Source organism: Stappia indica, from assembly GCF_020177335.1.
GTDB lineage: Bacteria > Pseudomonadota > Alphaproteobacteria > Rhizobiales > Stappiaceae > Stappia > Stappia indica_B.
In genome coordinates, this window is sequence record NZ_JAIVMG010000003.1 from 187,052 (window position 1) to 201,081 (window position 14,030).

Annotated in this window: 14 protein-coding genes and 1 riboswitch; of the genes, 4 read left to right on the plus strand and 10 right to left on the minus strand. The window is 66.5% G+C overall.

Translation table 11 applies throughout. The annotated features are described in order from the left end of the window. Positions 1-29 precede the first annotated feature (29 nt). Entirely contained in the window at positions 30-1,217 is a 1,188-nt protein-coding gene (locus LC062_RS05205) for a PQQ-dependent sugar dehydrogenase (RefSeq protein ID WP_404829685.1), read from the minus strand. 258 nt (positions 1,218-1,475) lie between these two features. Further along, positions 1,476-1,584: riboswitch (SAM-I-IV-variant riboswitch) on the plus strand. Between the two features lie 48 nt (positions 1,585-1,632). Between LC062_RS05205 and LC062_RS05210 the strand changes: the two genes are divergently transcribed. Beyond that, positions 1,633-1,971: a hypothetical protein gene (locus tag LC062_RS05210; RefSeq protein WP_224909977.1), complete on the plus strand. Its 339-nt coding sequence runs from the start codon at positions 1,633-1,635 to the stop codon at positions 1,969-1,971. A gap of 71 nt (positions 1,972-2,042) precedes the next feature. Here LC062_RS05210 and LC062_RS05215 read toward each other — a convergent pair whose 3' ends face one another. Next, positions 2,043-2,240: a heavy-metal-associated domain-containing protein gene (locus LC062_RS05215; protein ID WP_224909978.1), complete on the minus strand. Its 198-nt coding sequence runs from the start codon at positions 2,238-2,240 to the stop codon at positions 2,043-2,045. 212 nt (positions 2,241-2,452) lie between these two features. On the opposite strand from LC062_RS05215, the gene LC062_RS05220 reads away from it, so the two are divergent. Then, entirely contained in the window at positions 2,453-3,994 is a 1,542-nt protein-coding gene (locus tag LC062_RS05220) for an EAL domain-containing protein (protein ID WP_224909979.1), read from the plus strand. A 405-nt stretch (positions 3,995-4,399) separates the two neighbouring features. Here LC062_RS05220 and LC062_RS05225 read toward each other — a convergent pair whose 3' ends face one another. From LC062_RS05225 to LC062_RS05255, 7 genes are all read right to left on the minus strand, one after another. Continuing rightward, positions 4,400-5,761: a M16 family metallopeptidase gene (locus LC062_RS05225; RefSeq protein WP_224909980.1), complete on the minus strand. Its 1,362-nt coding sequence runs from the start codon at positions 5,759-5,761 to the stop codon at positions 4,400-4,402. Between the two features lie 20 nt (positions 5,762-5,781). Then, positions 5,782-7,266, minus strand: coding sequence for a M16 family metallopeptidase (locus LC062_RS05230; protein WP_404829677.1), 1,485 nt, complete (start codon positions 7,264-7,266; stop codon positions 5,782-5,784). A gap of 155 nt (positions 7,267-7,421) precedes the next feature. Continuing rightward, a complete protein-coding gene (locus LC062_RS05235; RefSeq protein WP_224909981.1) occupies positions 7,422-8,156 on the minus strand; it encodes a hypothetical protein in 735 nt (244 codons plus the stop codon). Between the two features lie 122 nt (positions 8,157-8,278). Next, entirely contained in the window at positions 8,279-8,794 is a 516-nt protein-coding gene (lspA, locus tag LC062_RS05240; RefSeq protein WP_404829678.1) for a signal peptidase II, read from the minus strand. A gap of 47 nt (positions 8,795-8,841) precedes the next feature. Beyond that, positions 8,842-9,798, minus strand: coding sequence for a DMT family transporter (locus LC062_RS05245; protein ID WP_224909982.1), 957 nt, complete (start codon positions 9,796-9,798; stop codon positions 8,842-8,844). After that, positions 9,795-10,808 carry a bifunctional riboflavin kinase/FAD synthetase gene (locus tag LC062_RS05250; protein ID WP_224909983.1) on the minus strand — a complete coding sequence of 338 codons (1,014 nt, stop codon included), beginning with the start codon at positions 10,806-10,808 and terminating at the stop codon, positions 9,795-9,797. The genes LC062_RS05245 and LC062_RS05250 overlap by 4 nt, the downstream gene beginning before the upstream one ends. Before the next feature lie 142 nt (positions 10,809-10,950). Continuing rightward, on the minus strand, positions 10,951-11,406 hold the full coding sequence (locus LC062_RS05255) for a MaoC family dehydratase (protein WP_224909984.1): 456 nt from the start codon (positions 11,404-11,406) through the stop codon (positions 10,951-10,953). 343 nt (positions 11,407-11,749) lie between these two features. Between LC062_RS05255 and LC062_RS05260 the strand changes: the two genes are divergently transcribed. Together LC062_RS05260 and LC062_RS05265 are read left to right on the plus strand one after the other, a co-directional pair. Then, the gene (locus LC062_RS05260) at positions 11,750-12,133 is read left to right on the plus strand and encodes a response regulator (protein WP_181760233.1); all 384 of its coding nucleotides are present in this window, start codon (positions 11,750-11,752) and stop codon (positions 12,131-12,133) included. A 136-nt stretch (positions 12,134-12,269) separates the two neighbouring features. Continuing rightward, a complete protein-coding gene (locus LC062_RS05265) occupies positions 12,270-12,947 on the plus strand; it encodes a protein phosphatase CheZ (RefSeq protein WP_224909985.1) in 678 nt (225 codons plus the stop codon). Between the two features lie 157 nt (positions 12,948-13,104). Here the strand turns inward: LC062_RS05265 and LC062_RS05270 are convergent, their stop codons facing one another. Continuing rightward, positions 13,105-13,977 (minus strand): TIGR01459 family HAD-type hydrolase, encoded by an 873-nt coding sequence (locus LC062_RS05270; protein ID WP_224909986.1) that lies wholly within the window; start codon positions 13,975-13,977, stop codon positions 13,105-13,107. Between the last annotated feature and the right edge of the window lie 53 nt (positions 13,978-14,030).

Consider the following 14,030-nt stretch of genomic DNA (forward strand, 5'->3'; position numbering starts at 1 on the left):
CAGATGGCGAGCCGCGCCGGTCCCGCCGGTCAGTCGCCCTGGTACCAGATGCGGTAAAGCGCGCCGGCCCGGTCGTCGGACACCAGCAGCGAGCCATCCGGCAACTGCGCCACATCCACCGGTCGGCCGAGATAGGCACCGCTTTCATCGAGCCAGCCTTCGGCGAAGGGCATTGTTTTGGCGCTGCCGTCCTCGGCGATGGCAGTGAACATCACCCGCGCCCCGACCGGCGTCGACCGGTTCCAGGACCCGTGCTGGGCGGAAAAGATACCGCCGCGATAGCGCTCGGGAAACATCTCCCCGGTGTAGAAACTCATGCCGAGATCCGCCGCATGGGCGATGGTCTCCACCACCGGCATCACCACGTCCTCAGGCACTGTGTCGGCGGCATATTCGCCGGTGCGCACGGCGCCGCCGCCATACCAGGGAAAGCCGAAATGCTGGCCCGGCGCCGTCTGGCGGTTGATTTCCCCGGGCGGAATGTTGTCGCCCATACGGTCCACCTGATTGTCGGTGAACCACAGCTCGCCGGTCTCGGGGTGAAAATCATGGCCGACCGAGTTGCGAATGCCCCGGGTGAAGACCTCGCGGCCGCTGCCATCCCGGTTAAGGCGGATGATGCCGCCGATGCCGGTCTTGTCGTAAAGCGCGAGTTTTCGGCGCGGGGGCACATTGTAGGGCTGGCCCAGGGAGATGTAGAGCCGGTCGTCGGGGCCGATGCGGCAGACCCGGGCGGAGTGGTTGCGGCTTTCCTCCGATGGCGGGATCAGCTCCCCTCTGGGGACGATGACGGTTGCCGGCGGATCGCGCTCGTCGCCGCCCGTTCCGGCACCGGCAAAGCCGAGAACCCGGTTCCGCTCGACCACGTAGAGAACACCGTCCGGGGCGAAGCAAACCCCGTTGGGGAGGACGAAATCGACCGCCGGGGCGAATTGCCGGACCGTGTCGGCGATCCGGTCCTTGTCCCGGTCGGTGACCGCCCAGACCCGGTCGCCGCGGGTGCCGACGAAGACGCGGAGCCCTTCCGGCGACACCGCAAGATGCCGGGCTCCGGGCACCAGCGCATAGACATCGATCCGGAATCCGTCGGGCAGGGTGATGCGGTCGAGGATCTTGCGCAGGCGCGAAAGGTCCCCTGCATCCTGAACGACGGTTTCGCTCTTTGGCGCGGGCGCCGCATCCACCGGCGCTCCCGCGCCAACGGCCAGCGTCAACATCAGGGCGGCCAGGCAGCGTCTGGGTCCGGAAGGGGAGGTGCAGACGGGACGCGAGGATACGGGCATGGCGGGATCTCCCTCTTCGGTCGGGCAGGCGACGCGGATCGCTCCGCCCGGATGCGACGGCGGGGGCTGGCGGGAAGTGTAGCCCATGGCGGTGCGGCGCGCACGTCAGGGGACGCGACGCCGTCGCGGCCCGGCCGGTTCGCAAAGGGGAAAATGTCCGCTTGCCCCGCTTCCGCCACCGTGGCATAAGAAAGCCATCATCAAGAGAAGGGCTGGCGCCCTCGCCAACCTGCCCGACCGGGCAAGGTGGTCTCCCTCAACCGGGGATGTGGCCGGGAAACCGGCAACGAAACGGTCGACTTCGTCTCTCGCGCCAGTCCTCCTCGGGAAACCGATGGAGGATTTTTTAATGCTCGGTCTTCGCCAACGTCTCCAGCCGGAGGCAGATGCCCGCACGCCGCTTGCGCGGCAACAGGCAGAGCCGGTCTCTCCCTTGTCCGAGCCGTTGTCGTTTCTGGAGCTGCGGGTGCTTGCAGTTGGGGCGCTGGTGCGGCTGCGGATGCCCCGGACCGGGCGGATCACGTCGCCACTGGCGACTGCGGAACGGCTGGCGCGGCTGGAGCGGCTGCAGGCACTGTGGATGTCCGGCTGCCGGCAGGTGGTCGACGAGGGGCTTTTCCACGACATCGCCCATCGCCATCCCGGTGTTGCCCAGAGCGTCCGCGCCCGGGTCAACAGCCGCCCCTGAGCCCGATTGGGCGGTTGGGGGCGGTGCGCAGGCGGGCACCAGGCGTGCTGGCGCCCGCGCCGTGACGGCGATCAGGCGGGGGTAACGTCGTAACCCGCCGCCTCGATGGCCTGCATCAGCTCCTCTTGCGGGCGCACGCTCTCGATTTCGGCAATGCCCCGCTCAAGATCGATTTCGGCGGTGGAGGTGGGATCGGCGGCGGTGAGGGCCTTGGCGACGGCGGATACACAGCCGGAACAGGCCATGCCTTCGATTTTCAGGGTGATCATGTAACTTCCACGCTGGTTGCTGTAGGGTGGGACGCATCCTGAACCTTTCCGCAACTGGAAGGTCAAGCACGCACAAATGCGGACCGTATCTGTGCACAAGACCGGCGCGGGCGGTGGCGGGGAGCGGCTTGAACCGCTGGAGATTCGGCAGAATCAGCGTATTCAGGCACTATTGTATCTGGGCATGATTCGGCTGGAGCCGACGGAAAAGCATGGCGCGCGCGACAGGCATCTTCATTTTTCTCTGCATGGTGATCATCGCCGGGTCGGTGGCGGCGATGCTGGTGTTTCAGTTCGCCCGGCCCGCCGGCGAGGCGTTGTCCCTAAGCCTGGCTCTTCTGTGCGCGATGGTCGTGATCCATCTGGTGTTCGCCCGTCAGCGCGAGCGCAGCGAAGTCAGCGAAAAAGTCGCTCAGCTGGAAGAGCGGGTTATGGAGGTCGATGAGGACATCGGCAACCTGGAAGGCCGGCTGAGCGGCCTGGAAACCAGTCTGCCGCGCCGGGCCCGGGACGAAATCGACCCGCTGTTTGCCGAGGTCGAGGTGCTTGGCAGTCTGATCAAGCAGATGGCCGAGGCCATGGCCGGCATGGAAGACCGGATCGACGAGCAGGACCGCAAGGCGCTGGAGGCGCCGCCGCCCCGTTACGTCGGTTACGAGGAGGCGCCGCGTGCCCTCGGCTATACCCAGCCGAGCGAGCCGGCGCATGCGCCACATCGGGAGGAGCCTTCGGCTCCGGCGCCCCGTATGTCCGCTCCCCCGCTGGACCATGGCTATGTGGATCGGCCCCATGGGGACCATGGTTATCCGGAGCGCGGCCTTCCCGAACGCGATCCTGGCGAACACCATCGTGCCGACCGCGCGCCCGGTCCACAGGACCACGCCAGCCGGGCACCGAGGGAAGCCGTCCCGCCGGTCGAACGCACCCGCGTTCGACATGGCACGCCGCCGGCGCGGCACGGTCGGCCCGATCTTGCCATGCGCCAGACCATTCAGGAGGCGCTCGATACCAGCCGGGTCGATCTCTACCTGCAGCCGATGGTCACCCTGCCACAGCGGCAGGTGCGGGACTATGAGGCGCTGACCCGCATCCGCGATGCCAATGATACCATGCTGGAGCCGGTCGACTTCATCGAGGAAGCAGTGCGCGCCCGGCTGATGCCGGCGATCGACAACCTGATGCTGTTTCGCGCCATTCAGGTGCTCAGGCGCCTGTCGAGCCGCAACCGGAGCTCCGGCCTGTTCGTCAATGTGTCTTCGCAGACACTGGTGGATGAGCGCTTCTTCCCCGGCTTCCTCGACTTCCTGCGCGGGCAGGAGGGGTATGGCGAGCACCTGACCTTCGAGTTCACCCAGCGCGACGTGGCCGATATGGGCGCGCTCGAACATGAAAGCCTTGCCGCTCTCGCCGATCTGGGCTTCCGCTTCTCCGTCGACCGGGTGACGGATCTGCGGATGGATTTCAAGGCGCTGGCCGACGTCGGCTTTCGCTATGTCAAGGTGCATGCCAACCGCCTGATTGGCGGCGAGGCGCTACAGACAAGCCACATTCATCCGGCGGATTTCTCCGATCTGTTGCGCCGGTTCGGCATGGAACTCATCGTCGATCACATCGAGACCGAGGCGCAGGCGCTGGAGGTGCTGGATCTCGAAGTGCGGATCGGCCAGGGCTACCTGTTCTCGCCGCCGCGCCCGGTCCGCCCGGAGGTGCTGCAGGGCCGCCCGCCGCGTCCGGCCCGCCGGGCGGCGGAGTAGCCTTTCCTCCCGGGAACCGGCCGGCTCTCTCGGCGCCCTCCTGGCCCCCGAGTCGGGATCGGGACGCCGAAGGACGTGCGTTTTCATAGGGCTGGAGGCGAGAGGCCGTGCCTCCCCGATCCCGGATCTCCGCGTGCGCGTCGTCCGGGAGGACGCGGCGTGTGGGGCGATGGCCGGAGCAGAGAAGCCTCTGTCCATGAGGTGGCTCGTCCGGGGCGAAATCCTCTCGGCATCATCCCGGGCAAGCCTAGGCGCGACCCGGGATCGGAGGGCCGAAGAGTGTGCGTTTCCAACCTCTTGAGAACCGGCAAGCCGCGCCGTCACGCAAAAGGGCCGCGAGCGTTTTCCCGCTCGCGGCCCTTTTTCGTGCTCAGCAGGTGGGGGGCTTCCCCCACCAAGGTTGGGTCAGGACGGCTGTTTCGGGCCGACGGTGACGATGGTCGGGCTGGCGCTGCCCAGCAGCCGGTTCGCCACCCGCTTGATGTCTTCCAGCGTAACCGCCTCGATCAGCCCGTTGCGCTTGTCGATGTAGTCGAGGCCGAGCTTTTCCATGCGGATGCCGAGAAGCTGGTTGGCGATCTTGCCCGAGGTGTCGAACCGCAAGGCATAGGAGCCGGTCAGGAAGCTCTTGGCCTTGGCAAGCTCCTCTTCCGTCGGCCCTTGCGTGGCCATGCGGCCCATCTGCTCGCCGATGATCTGCAAGGTCTCGCCGGCCCGGTCCGCGCGGGTGCCGGTGGCGGCGATCAGCATGCCGGCATGATCGTAAGGCACCAGATAGGAGCCGACCGAATAAGCAAGGCCGCGCTTTTCCCGCACCTCGTCATAAAGCCAGGAGGAGAAGGAGCCGCCGCCGAGAATGTGGTTCATCACATAGGCGGGGATGAAATCGGGGTCGTCACGCTTCAGGCCGGGCAGGCCGATGCGGATCGCGGTCTGCGGCACGTCGAGGGTGATGCTTTCCTCGATATCCATGCGCGGGGTGATCTCCGCCACCGGCGTCAGATCCGGTTCGGCAGGCAAAGCGGCGAAGACCCGGTCGAGCAGCGGGCCGAGCGTGGCCGCATCGATCGCGCCGACAACGGCGATCTGCAGGGAGCTTTGGGCGAACAGGCGTTGATGCTGCGCCTTCAGGTCCGCCGGTGTCAGCGCCGAAACGCTCTCTTCCGTGCCACTGGCCGGCCGGCCGTACGGATGGCCCGGAAAGACGGTGCGGGCAAAGGTGCGGGCGGCGATGGCATCGGGGTCCTTCGCCTCCCGGCGCAGGCCGGCGATGATCTGGCTGCGCATCCGCTCCACCGCATCGGCGTCGAAGCGCGGTTCGGTGACCGCCAGCCGCAGCATCTCGAATGCATCCTCCGCATTGGGCGTCAGCGTGCGCAGCGAGCCGTAGAAGGCATCGCGCCCGGCATCGAAGCCGATCTTGACGGCCAGGTCCTGCATCCGTTCCTGAAAGGCGCGGGAGGTCAGGTCGCCCGCGCCCTCATCAAGGGTGGCGGAGAGGAGGTTGGTCAGCCCCTCCTTGCCGTCCGGATCCTGGGCCGAGCCGCCAGAGAAGGCGAAGTCGACGGCGATGATCGGCACCGTGTGGTCCTCCACCAGCCAGACCGACAGGCCGGCGGGGGTCTCGAACGGCTGGATGTCGACCGCCCGCGCATGCACGATCATCGAGATCAGCGCGATCATGCTGGCGACGAACAGCAGCGACAGGCGGTTCAGCAGCAGCGCCGGGAGAGGGCGCGCCACGGCGGCGGAACGGGGTCGGGTCATAGTCTGTCGTACTCCGGCAATCAGGGCTGGGCGGTCGTTGCACCGGCCTCAGAGGGGGCCGCAGCATCAGCGGTCGGCGCCGGTCCTTCGGCCACGACCTGGGGGCGCAGGTAGGCCGTCACCGGCGGCCGGACGAGATACTTCGCTGCAGCCGCCTGCACCTCCTCGGCGGTGATGGCGCTCACCTTGGCCGGCCAGTCGCGCACATCCTGAATGCTGGTCCCGGTGGTCATCGCCGCGCCGAACATGCGCGCCAGCGTGGACTGGCTGTCCTGGGCATACAGCGCACTGGACAGGAGGCTTTTCTTTGCCCGCTCCAGCTCTTCCGCGCTGACCCCGTCGGCGACCAGCGCGTCGATCACCTTGCGGGTCGCGGTGCCAAGCTCTTCCAGTGTGTGCCCGTCGCGCGGCACCGCGTAGATCATGAAGCTGGTGTCATCCAGCGAGGTCGACTGGTACCAGCCGCCGGCCGAGGCGGCGATGGCCTCATCGGCCACCAGTTGCCGGTAGAGCCGGCTGGTGCTGCCGCCGCCGAGGATTTCCGACAGAAGGTCGAGCGCCAGCGCATCACGCCCCTCGGCGGTGGTGTAGCTCGGCGCCAGCCAGACCTGCCGCACGTTGGGCTGGTTGACCCGGGCATCGTTGAGGGTGACCTGCCGGGTGCCCGGCACCAGTTGCGGCGCCGGGCGGTTGCGGGCCCCGGGCTCCGCGCGCCGGCGCACCGCGCCATAGGTCTTTTCGGCAAGGGCGCGCACTTCTTGTGCGTTCACATCGCCGGCGACCACCAGAATGGCGTTGTTGGGCGTGTAGAACCGGTCATAGAAGGCAATGGCGTTATCGCGGGACAGTGCCTCGATCTCCGCCGGCCAGCCGATCACCGGCGTGCCGTAGGGATGGTTTACGTAAAGCATCGCGTCGAGGGTTTCGCTGAGTCGGGCGCCCGGATCGCTGTCGACCCGCATCCGCCGTTCTTCCAGCACCACATCGCGTTCCGGCGCCACCACCTCGTCGGTCAGCACCAGGTTCTCCATCCGGTCTGCCTCCAGCGCCATCATCTCGCCGAGATGCTCCTTGGCGACGCGCTGGAAATAGGCGGTGTAGTCATTCGAGGTGAAGGCGTTCTCCACCCCGCCGATGGCCGCGACCCGCTGGGAGAAGGCGCCATCGGGATTGGCTTTCGTGCCCTTGAACATCAGGTGTTCGAGGAAATGGGCAACACCCGACATGCCCGCCGGCTCGTCCGCCGCTCCGACCTTGTACCAGATCATATGGGTGACCACCGGCGCGCGGTGATCGGGAATGACCACGACCTGCAGGCCATTGTCGAGGGTGAAGCTGGTCATGTCGCCGCCCACGCGAATCGTCGCGAAATCGGCAGCGCTGGCCGCGCGCGTCAGCTCCGCCTGCGCCGGAAGCACAGGGGCAAGGGCCAGCACCGCTGCGCAGAGGACGGCGCCGACGCGGCGGCGCGCGGAGCGGGCTGGGAGCGTGTCGGACAGTTGCACGGGGGAGGCCTCCTGAGCATCGGACAGATGGATTTCGATAGATATAGGTGGGCTGTGCGAGAAAGCCCGTGAACTTTTGGTAAGGTGGACAAAATTGCGAAAAAAAAGCCCGCCGATTGGCGAGCTTTTTCGGAAATTGTGCAAATTGACGCCGGTTATTTCAGGGTGCGGGCGGACTGGCCGTTCATAACCTTTTCCACGTCGCTGACCTCGGGCTGGCGGTCGACCCGCTTCGGTGCGGCCATCGGCGCATCGGCCGCCGGGGTGGAATACTCCGTCGGCGGCTCGATCAGATAGCGCCGCACCGGCTGGCCGTCGGCGCTCATCAGCTTGGAGGTATCCACGGTACCGACCTTCTGGGTGCGCAGCTCCGCCGGTGTCATCCGGCCGTTCTCAAGCCGGTCTTCCAGCTTGATTTCCTGCTGCACATTGCGGGTGGAACCGTCCTTGGCAAGGGACGGCAGACCGCGCGCCTGCTGCGGCGAACTGCGCCCGGCGCCATCAAGATGCCCGCTGCCGCGGCCATCGTTGGCATAGGCCTGCTGCACCCGCTTCAGCTCCGCATCGTTGGTCTCGGGCCAGTTGGCGATCACGTCCGGGTTCTCCGGCGGCGGCAGCGTGTCCATCTTGGTGGGCATGGCCAGCGGCGCGCGCGGCTTGTATTCGATCTTCTTTTCGGTCTTGCCGTCGACGGCGCCAAGCCCTTCCATGAACGAGCGGACCATCGCCACGTCCGGCGCCTCGTCGTTGCTGGTCCCGTCGTTGAACCCGTCGGAGCCGGTCTGGCAGCCGGCCAGAAGCAGCGCGGAGGCGGAAACGCAGGCGAGCGCCCGCAGGCGGGTCAGACCACGGAAGCGGTTCGCAAGGGGGCGGGTGATGCGGCGCGGCACGTCGGCGGTCCTCGTTCGGTGGTGCGGGTAGCCGGTCCCAGATGGAGCGGCGCCCGTGTGTCAATTCCGGGTCGTGTCAATTCCGGGTCTCGGGCCCCGGCAGGCCAAGGCTTGCAGCAGGGCTACATAGACGGCGTCTTTGCGGCATCATTGGGGCCGGACCGGAAACTGTCATACAGCAACCCGGCGACCCCGGCAACGATCCACACATCCGCAAGGTTGAACACGTACCACGAGAACTCGCCAACATGGACATGGAAGAAATCGGCCACCGCGCCATAGGCGATGCGGTCGATGCCATTGCCCAGCGCGCCGCCGATGACAAGGGCAAGCGACAGCGCCTGCAGCGGCCGGTCGCTGCGCGCGCCCCAGATCCAGAAGACGATGGTGATCACAAGAGTGGCGGCGATCAGCAGCCAGCGCCCGAGCGAGCCATCCTGCTGCAGCAGGCCATAGGAAATGCCGTAGTTCCAGATCATTACCAGATCGAGAAACGGCGTGAGCTCGACCCGCCCGCGCGCGGCAATGTCATAGCCGAACAGCATCCACAGCTTGAACGCCTGGTCGATGGCCATGCCGATCAGCGCCACCCACAGGATGCGGGCGCTCATCGGCCCCCAGAATGTCGGTTTGGTCATGAAGCTTGGATCCTGGTTCTCGTCCGCGGTTTCCGGTCCACTGGGGCTCAGTCCGGCGGGCCTGCCCGGGTCGCGCGGGCGGCCAGATCCGTGCGGCTGCGCCGGTGCTCCCGGTGGGCGATATAGATGCCGCTGCCAACGATCAGGGCAATGCCGATCCAGGTCACGCCATCGGGAAAATCGCCGAACACCAGATAGCCGAACAGGGTCGCGCTGACGATTTCCAGGTAGTTGAACGGTGCGAGCACGGAGGCCGGCGCGGCGGCGAAGGCCTTGACGATCAGCCCGTGGGCGAAGAAGGAGATCGCGCCGATGATCGCGAGCAGCGCAAGGCCCGGCACCTTCGGGGCAACCGGAACGAAGTCGTCGAACCCGGCAAGCCCGCCGAAGACGAGCAAGGGACCGAGCAGCAGGCAGCCGCCCAGGCCGGCGGTGAACTGGACGCAGAGCATCGATCCCTCACCGGACAGGCGCCGGGTGACGACCAGATAGAGCGCGAACAGGAAGGCGGTGCCGAGCGGCAAGAGGGCGGTGACGCCGAAGGTGGCAAAGCCCGGACGGATGATGATCATCGCCCCCACCAGCCCGACCAGCACGGCGGCCCAGCGGCGAATGCCCACCGTCTCGCGCAGGAACAGCGCCGACAGGATGGTCAGGATCATCGGTTCGACGAAGAAGATGGCGATGGCATCGGCCACCGGCATGGTCTTCAGCGCGGTGAAGAACAGCGCGGAGGCGCCGGCCAGAAAGAAGCCGCGCAGCAGATGCGGCCACAGCCTCGGCGCGCGCAGACTGGCAAGCCCGGGACCGACAGCCGCCGTCAGCAAGGCAAACAGCATCTGGAAGGCGAAGCGACCGAAGGCGATCTGCAGCGGCGGCAGGGACGAGGAGAGATACTTGGCGCAGATGTCCATCATCGGCACCAGGAGCATTGCGCCCGACATCAGCATGATGCCGCGCATCACCGAGGCGTCGGGGGCTCCCGCGTTTGCCGTCGAGGTCATGCCGGTCCGGCCCCATTGAGTGCAAGATCGAGCGGCCCGAGCGGCTGCAACGAGGCCAGCACGGCACGTGCCTCGGCGCTGTCCCGGTTCATCTGCTCCACCAGAAGCTCGGCACTGTCGAAGGCAAGTTCCGGCCGCAGGTAGGCGGCGAAGCTCACCCGCAGGGTCTGGCCGTAGAGATCACCGCTGAAGTCGAACAGATGCACTTCCAGCAGCGGCGCGCCATTGTCGAAGGTGGGGCGTCGGCCGAAACTGGCAACGCCGTCGATCCAGCGCTCGCCGACCAGTGTCCGCACTGCATAGATGCCATGGGCCAGGCGGGTTTCTGGGGGCAGGGCGATGTTTGCGGTCGGATAGCCGAGGTCGCGGCCGCGCTGGTCGCCCCGGCGCACCTCGCTATCCACCTGCCAGCGATAGCCGAGCAGGGCATTGGCATGGACCACATCGCCCTCTTCGAGCGCCGCGCGGATGCGGCTGGAGGACACCGCCTCGCGCCCCTCGTCGGTTTCCGCCTCGACGATGGTCACGCCAAACCCGTCGGCGGCCCCCGCCTGGCGGAGGAATTCCGGCGTGCCCCGGCGGGCACGGCCGAAGTGAAAGTCATAGCCGGTCACCGCGTGGACGATCCGCAAGCGCGCCTGCAGGACATCGGCGACGAAGGTCTCCGGCTCGATGCCGGCGAACTCCCGGGTGAAGGGAATGGTCACGGCGCCGGCAAGCCCGGCGGCGGCCAGAATGCGCATCTTCATGGCCGGCGGTGTCAGGCGGAACACGGGCTTGTTCGGGTTGAACACGCTGCGCGGATGCGGTTCGAACGTCATCGCATAGGCGGGAACCCCGGCCTTTTCGGCGATGCTCATCGCCGTTTTCAGCACAACCCGATGACCGCGATGGACGCCGTCGAAATTGCCGATGGCAACGACGCCGCCGCGCAGCCGCGCGGGCAGGGCGTCCAGATCCTCGACAATGTCGAACGGGGCGGCAACAGGCAAAGACGATTGATCGGGCATCGGCAAGGACCACTGGCCGGTCGAAGGCGACCGGGGGAGGGAAAGAAGCGCGGGCGGACCCTGCCCATTCACCGGGAAAAGGTCAAGCATTGCCGTGCGGCCCCGCCGGGCCGGACGGGAGAATGCAAGGCCGACAAGGGCCTCAGTTTCGCGGGTCGACGGGATCGGCCTCGGCGCGGGTGGGCACCTTGACCACGGCCTCGCCCTCCAGCACCACCGTATCGCCGACAGAGCAGACGCAGGACAGGCGGGCCCGATTGCCCTTTTCCATCAGCTCCGCGACGGTGACGGTGACGGTGACCTCGTCGCCGATCCGCACCGGCGCTCGGAAATTCAGGGTTTGGGACAGATAGATCGCGCCCGGCCCGGGCAGCCGCGTCCCCAGGACGGCGGAAATCAGGCTGGCGGTGTAGAGTCCATGGGCGATCCGGGTGCGAAACGGGGTGCGGGCGGCGAAATGCTCGGACAGGTGAATCGGATTGCGGTCGCCGGACACTTCGGCGAAGCCGATGACGTCGGAGGAATCCACGGTCTTGGTCAGCGTCTCGCTCAAACCCGGCTTGAGGTCTTCGAAATAGAGTGTCTGCAAGACGAGCATCGACGGTCCTTTCAGGTGTCGGGAGGAATCTGGAGCCGGCGGAGGCTAGTGCTTTTTCATGGAAAGGGGAAACCGGTTTCTGCCGGACTTCGACGGATTGCCAATGCATCGGCCGGCTTTCGGGCCGCCGACAGGTTGCGCAGGCGGTGGGGGCGGGCACCAGGCGTGCAAACGGCGCGGCAAAGAAACCCGGCTGTGCATTAACGGAGTTTTCAGGGGCTCGCCGCTAGTGTCTGCCGAAGTGGGGAGGCGGGGACACGGGGCTCGTGTCTTCCTCCTGCGATCACACCGCATCAAACGACCGGTCAGACGGGTCGGGCAAATTGACAGTATGGAGTAGACAATGGCCCTTGATGTTCAGATGCCGATCCTCGTGGTGGATGACTACAAGACGATGATCCGCATCATTCGGAACCTGCTCAAGCAGCTCGGTTTCGAGGATATCGACGATGCCGCCGATGGCACCGAAGCGCTGGAAAAGATGAAGCAGCGCCGCTATGGGCTGGTCATTTCCGACTGGAACATGGAGCCGATGACCGGCTACGAACTGTTGAAGCAGGTGCGTGCCGATGCGGGCCTCTGCAAGACGCCGTTCATCATGGTCACCGCCGAATCCAAGACGGAAAACGTGATTGCCGCCAAGAAGGCGGGCGTCAACAACTACATCGTCAAGCCGTTCAATGCGCAGACGCTGAAGGGCAAGATCGAGGCCGTGTTCGCCGACTAGGCGCGGGAACAGGTCCTTGTCGATGCGACCGCAGAAAAGACGACCGGCGGCGATCCCGCCGGCGAACGGGTCCGGTCTGTCCGAAGGGGCAGGCCCTGGCGAGGACCTTGATGCGCGGGCTGAAAAGGAGAGTGACATGGGCGCTCTGAGAAAAGAAGACGTTGCCGGCCTGATTACCTTCCTTGAGAGCAACCGCGAGCGCGACGGCAGTGTGACGCTGAACGACGTGATCCAGCTTGCCGAGGAGATGACCGGCTCGATGCGCGCGTTCCTGACTGCGGTCCAGCCGACGGTGACCAAGGAGCTGACCGCGATCGCCGACGAGATCACCCGGCTGAAGGGGGAAATCCTGCAGCTTCGGCCGAACGACATGAAGGACAACCAGATCCCCGAAGCCGGGCGCGAACTGGATGCCATCGTCGACTCGACCGAGCGTGCGACCGAGACGATCATGGAAGCGGCGGAAACGATCATGGAGACCGGCGAGCAGGACCCCGATGCCTATCGGAACCTGGTCAACGACAAGATGATCGAGATCTTCGAGGCCTGTGCGTTCCAGGACATCACCGGCCAGCGGATTTCCAAGGTGGTGGCGACGCTGAATGCCATCGACGCGCGGGTTTCCGCCTTCGTCGAGCGGCTGCGGATCGCCGAGGGCGACGACGCACCGGCGGAGGAAACCGATGCCGAACGGCGCAAACGCGAGTTGATCCTGCATGGTCCGCAGCACGCGGGCGAGGGCGTGTCCCAGGACGATGTCGACAGCATGATGTCGTCCGGCGCCCAGGACGAAATCGACAAGCTGTTCGGCTGAAAGCGGCCGAACCGGGATTTCGGCGCCCGTCACCGGGCGCCTGACGAGCTGGCCAGCGTCCCCGCGAGAGTTGGCTGGTAACTGAAGGGCCGGGCACGTGATGTGCCCGGCCTTTTCTCATCTCATGGCCCTTGATCGGGGCCTTTGTCCGCTTTTCCTACCACTTCAGATAGGGTGTCGCCGCACGCGCGGTCAGGCCTTCCTCGGCAAGACGACGGCGGACAAGCGCTTCCTCCGGCGCACCGACCGGACCGAAGTCGGAGCCGTGAATGCCGCCGGTGATGAACAGCACGTCGAGCTCCTGCGCCACGGCGCCGCGAATGTCGGTCGGCAGGCCGTCGCCGATCGCCAGCACCTTGCCGCGCGGCACCGGTGCGCCGGCCATCTCGTCGAGCAGGGAAAGGGCGGCCTCATAGATCGGTGCGTGCGGCTTGCCGACGATGGTCAGTTCGCCGCCGAGATCCTCGTAAAGCCGGGCCAGCGCGCCGGCGCACCAGATCAGCCGGTTGCCGCGTTCCACCACAATGTCGGGATTGGCGCAGAGGAACGGCAGCTTGCGCGCCACCAGTCGCTCCAGCATCGGCCGGTAATCGTCCGGCGTCTCGGCTTCATCCTCGACCAGTCCGGTGCAGACGATCAGCTCCGCATCTTCCTCAGTGGCAAGGTGGATGTCGAGCCCGTCGAACAGCGGGCGGTCGCGCTCCGGGCCAATATGCAGGATCGCCTTGCCGCTGTTGGCCTCAAGCCGGGCGCGGGTGACGTCGCCGGAGGTGACCAGCCCGTCATAGGCGGCGCGCGGGACGCCGAGCCGTTCAAGCTGGGCATGGATCGGCGCGGAGGGGCGCGGCGCATTGGTGATCAGCACGACGGTGCCGCCCGCCTCTTCGCGAAAGCGCTGCAAGGCGGCGCCGGCATCGGCGAAAGCATCGACACCATTGTGCAGCACCCCCCAGACATCGCACAGCACCCCCTTGTAGGAGGGTGCGAGGTCGGCAAGGCCGGGGACGAGAAGCGGAGCGGAGGCGTTCATGCGGGAACTCTTGCTGGATGGGGGCGGTCGACGATGGGGCCGGATGTCCGGCG

What these genes read in the sequence shown, in the direction of transcription:
- LC062_RS05205 (WP_404829685.1), bottom strand. Translation starts at nt 1,217, where the DNA reads ATGTTGACGCTGGCCGTTGGCGCGGGAGCGCCGGTGGATGCGGCGCCC.
- LC062_RS05210 (WP_224909977.1), top strand. Translation starts at nt 1,633, where the DNA reads ATGCTCGGTCTTCGCCAACGTCTCCAGCCGGAGGCAGATGCCCGCACG.
- LC062_RS05215 (WP_224909978.1), bottom strand. Translation starts at nt 2,240, where the DNA reads ATGATCACCCTGAAAATCGAAGGCATGGCCTGTTCCGGCTGTGTATCC.
- LC062_RS05220 (WP_224909979.1), top strand. Translation starts at nt 2,453, where the DNA reads ATGGCGCGCGCGACAGGCATCTTCATTTTTCTCTGCATGGTGATCATC.
- LC062_RS05225 (WP_224909980.1), bottom strand. Translation starts at nt 5,761, where the DNA reads ATGACCCGACCCCGTTCCGCCGCCGTGGCGCGCCCTCTCCCGGCGCTG.
- lspA (WP_404829678.1), bottom strand. Translation starts at nt 8,794, where the DNA reads ATGACCAAACCGACATTCTGGGGGCCGATGAGCGCCCGCATCCTGTGG.
- LC062_RS05245 (WP_224909982.1), bottom strand. Translation starts at nt 9,798, where the DNA reads ATGACCTCGACGGCAAACGCGGGAGCCCCCGACGCCTCGGTGATGCGC.
- LC062_RS05250 (WP_224909983.1), bottom strand. Translation starts at nt 10,808, where the DNA reads ATGCCCGATCAATCGTCTTTGCCTGTTGCCGCCCCGTTCGACATTGTC.
- LC062_RS05255 (WP_224909984.1), bottom strand. Translation starts at nt 11,406, where the DNA reads ATGCTCGTCTTGCAGACACTCTATTTCGAAGACCTCAAGCCGGGTTTG.
- LC062_RS05260 (WP_181760233.1), top strand. Translation starts at nt 11,750, where the DNA reads ATGGCCCTTGATGTTCAGATGCCGATCCTCGTGGTGGATGACTACAAG.
- LC062_RS05265 (WP_224909985.1), top strand. Translation starts at nt 12,270, where the DNA reads ATGGGCGCTCTGAGAAAAGAAGACGTTGCCGGCCTGATTACCTTCCTT.
- LC062_RS05270 (WP_224909986.1), bottom strand. Translation starts at nt 13,977, where the DNA reads ATGAACGCCTCCGCTCCGCTTCTCGTCCCCGGCCTTGCCGACCTCGCA.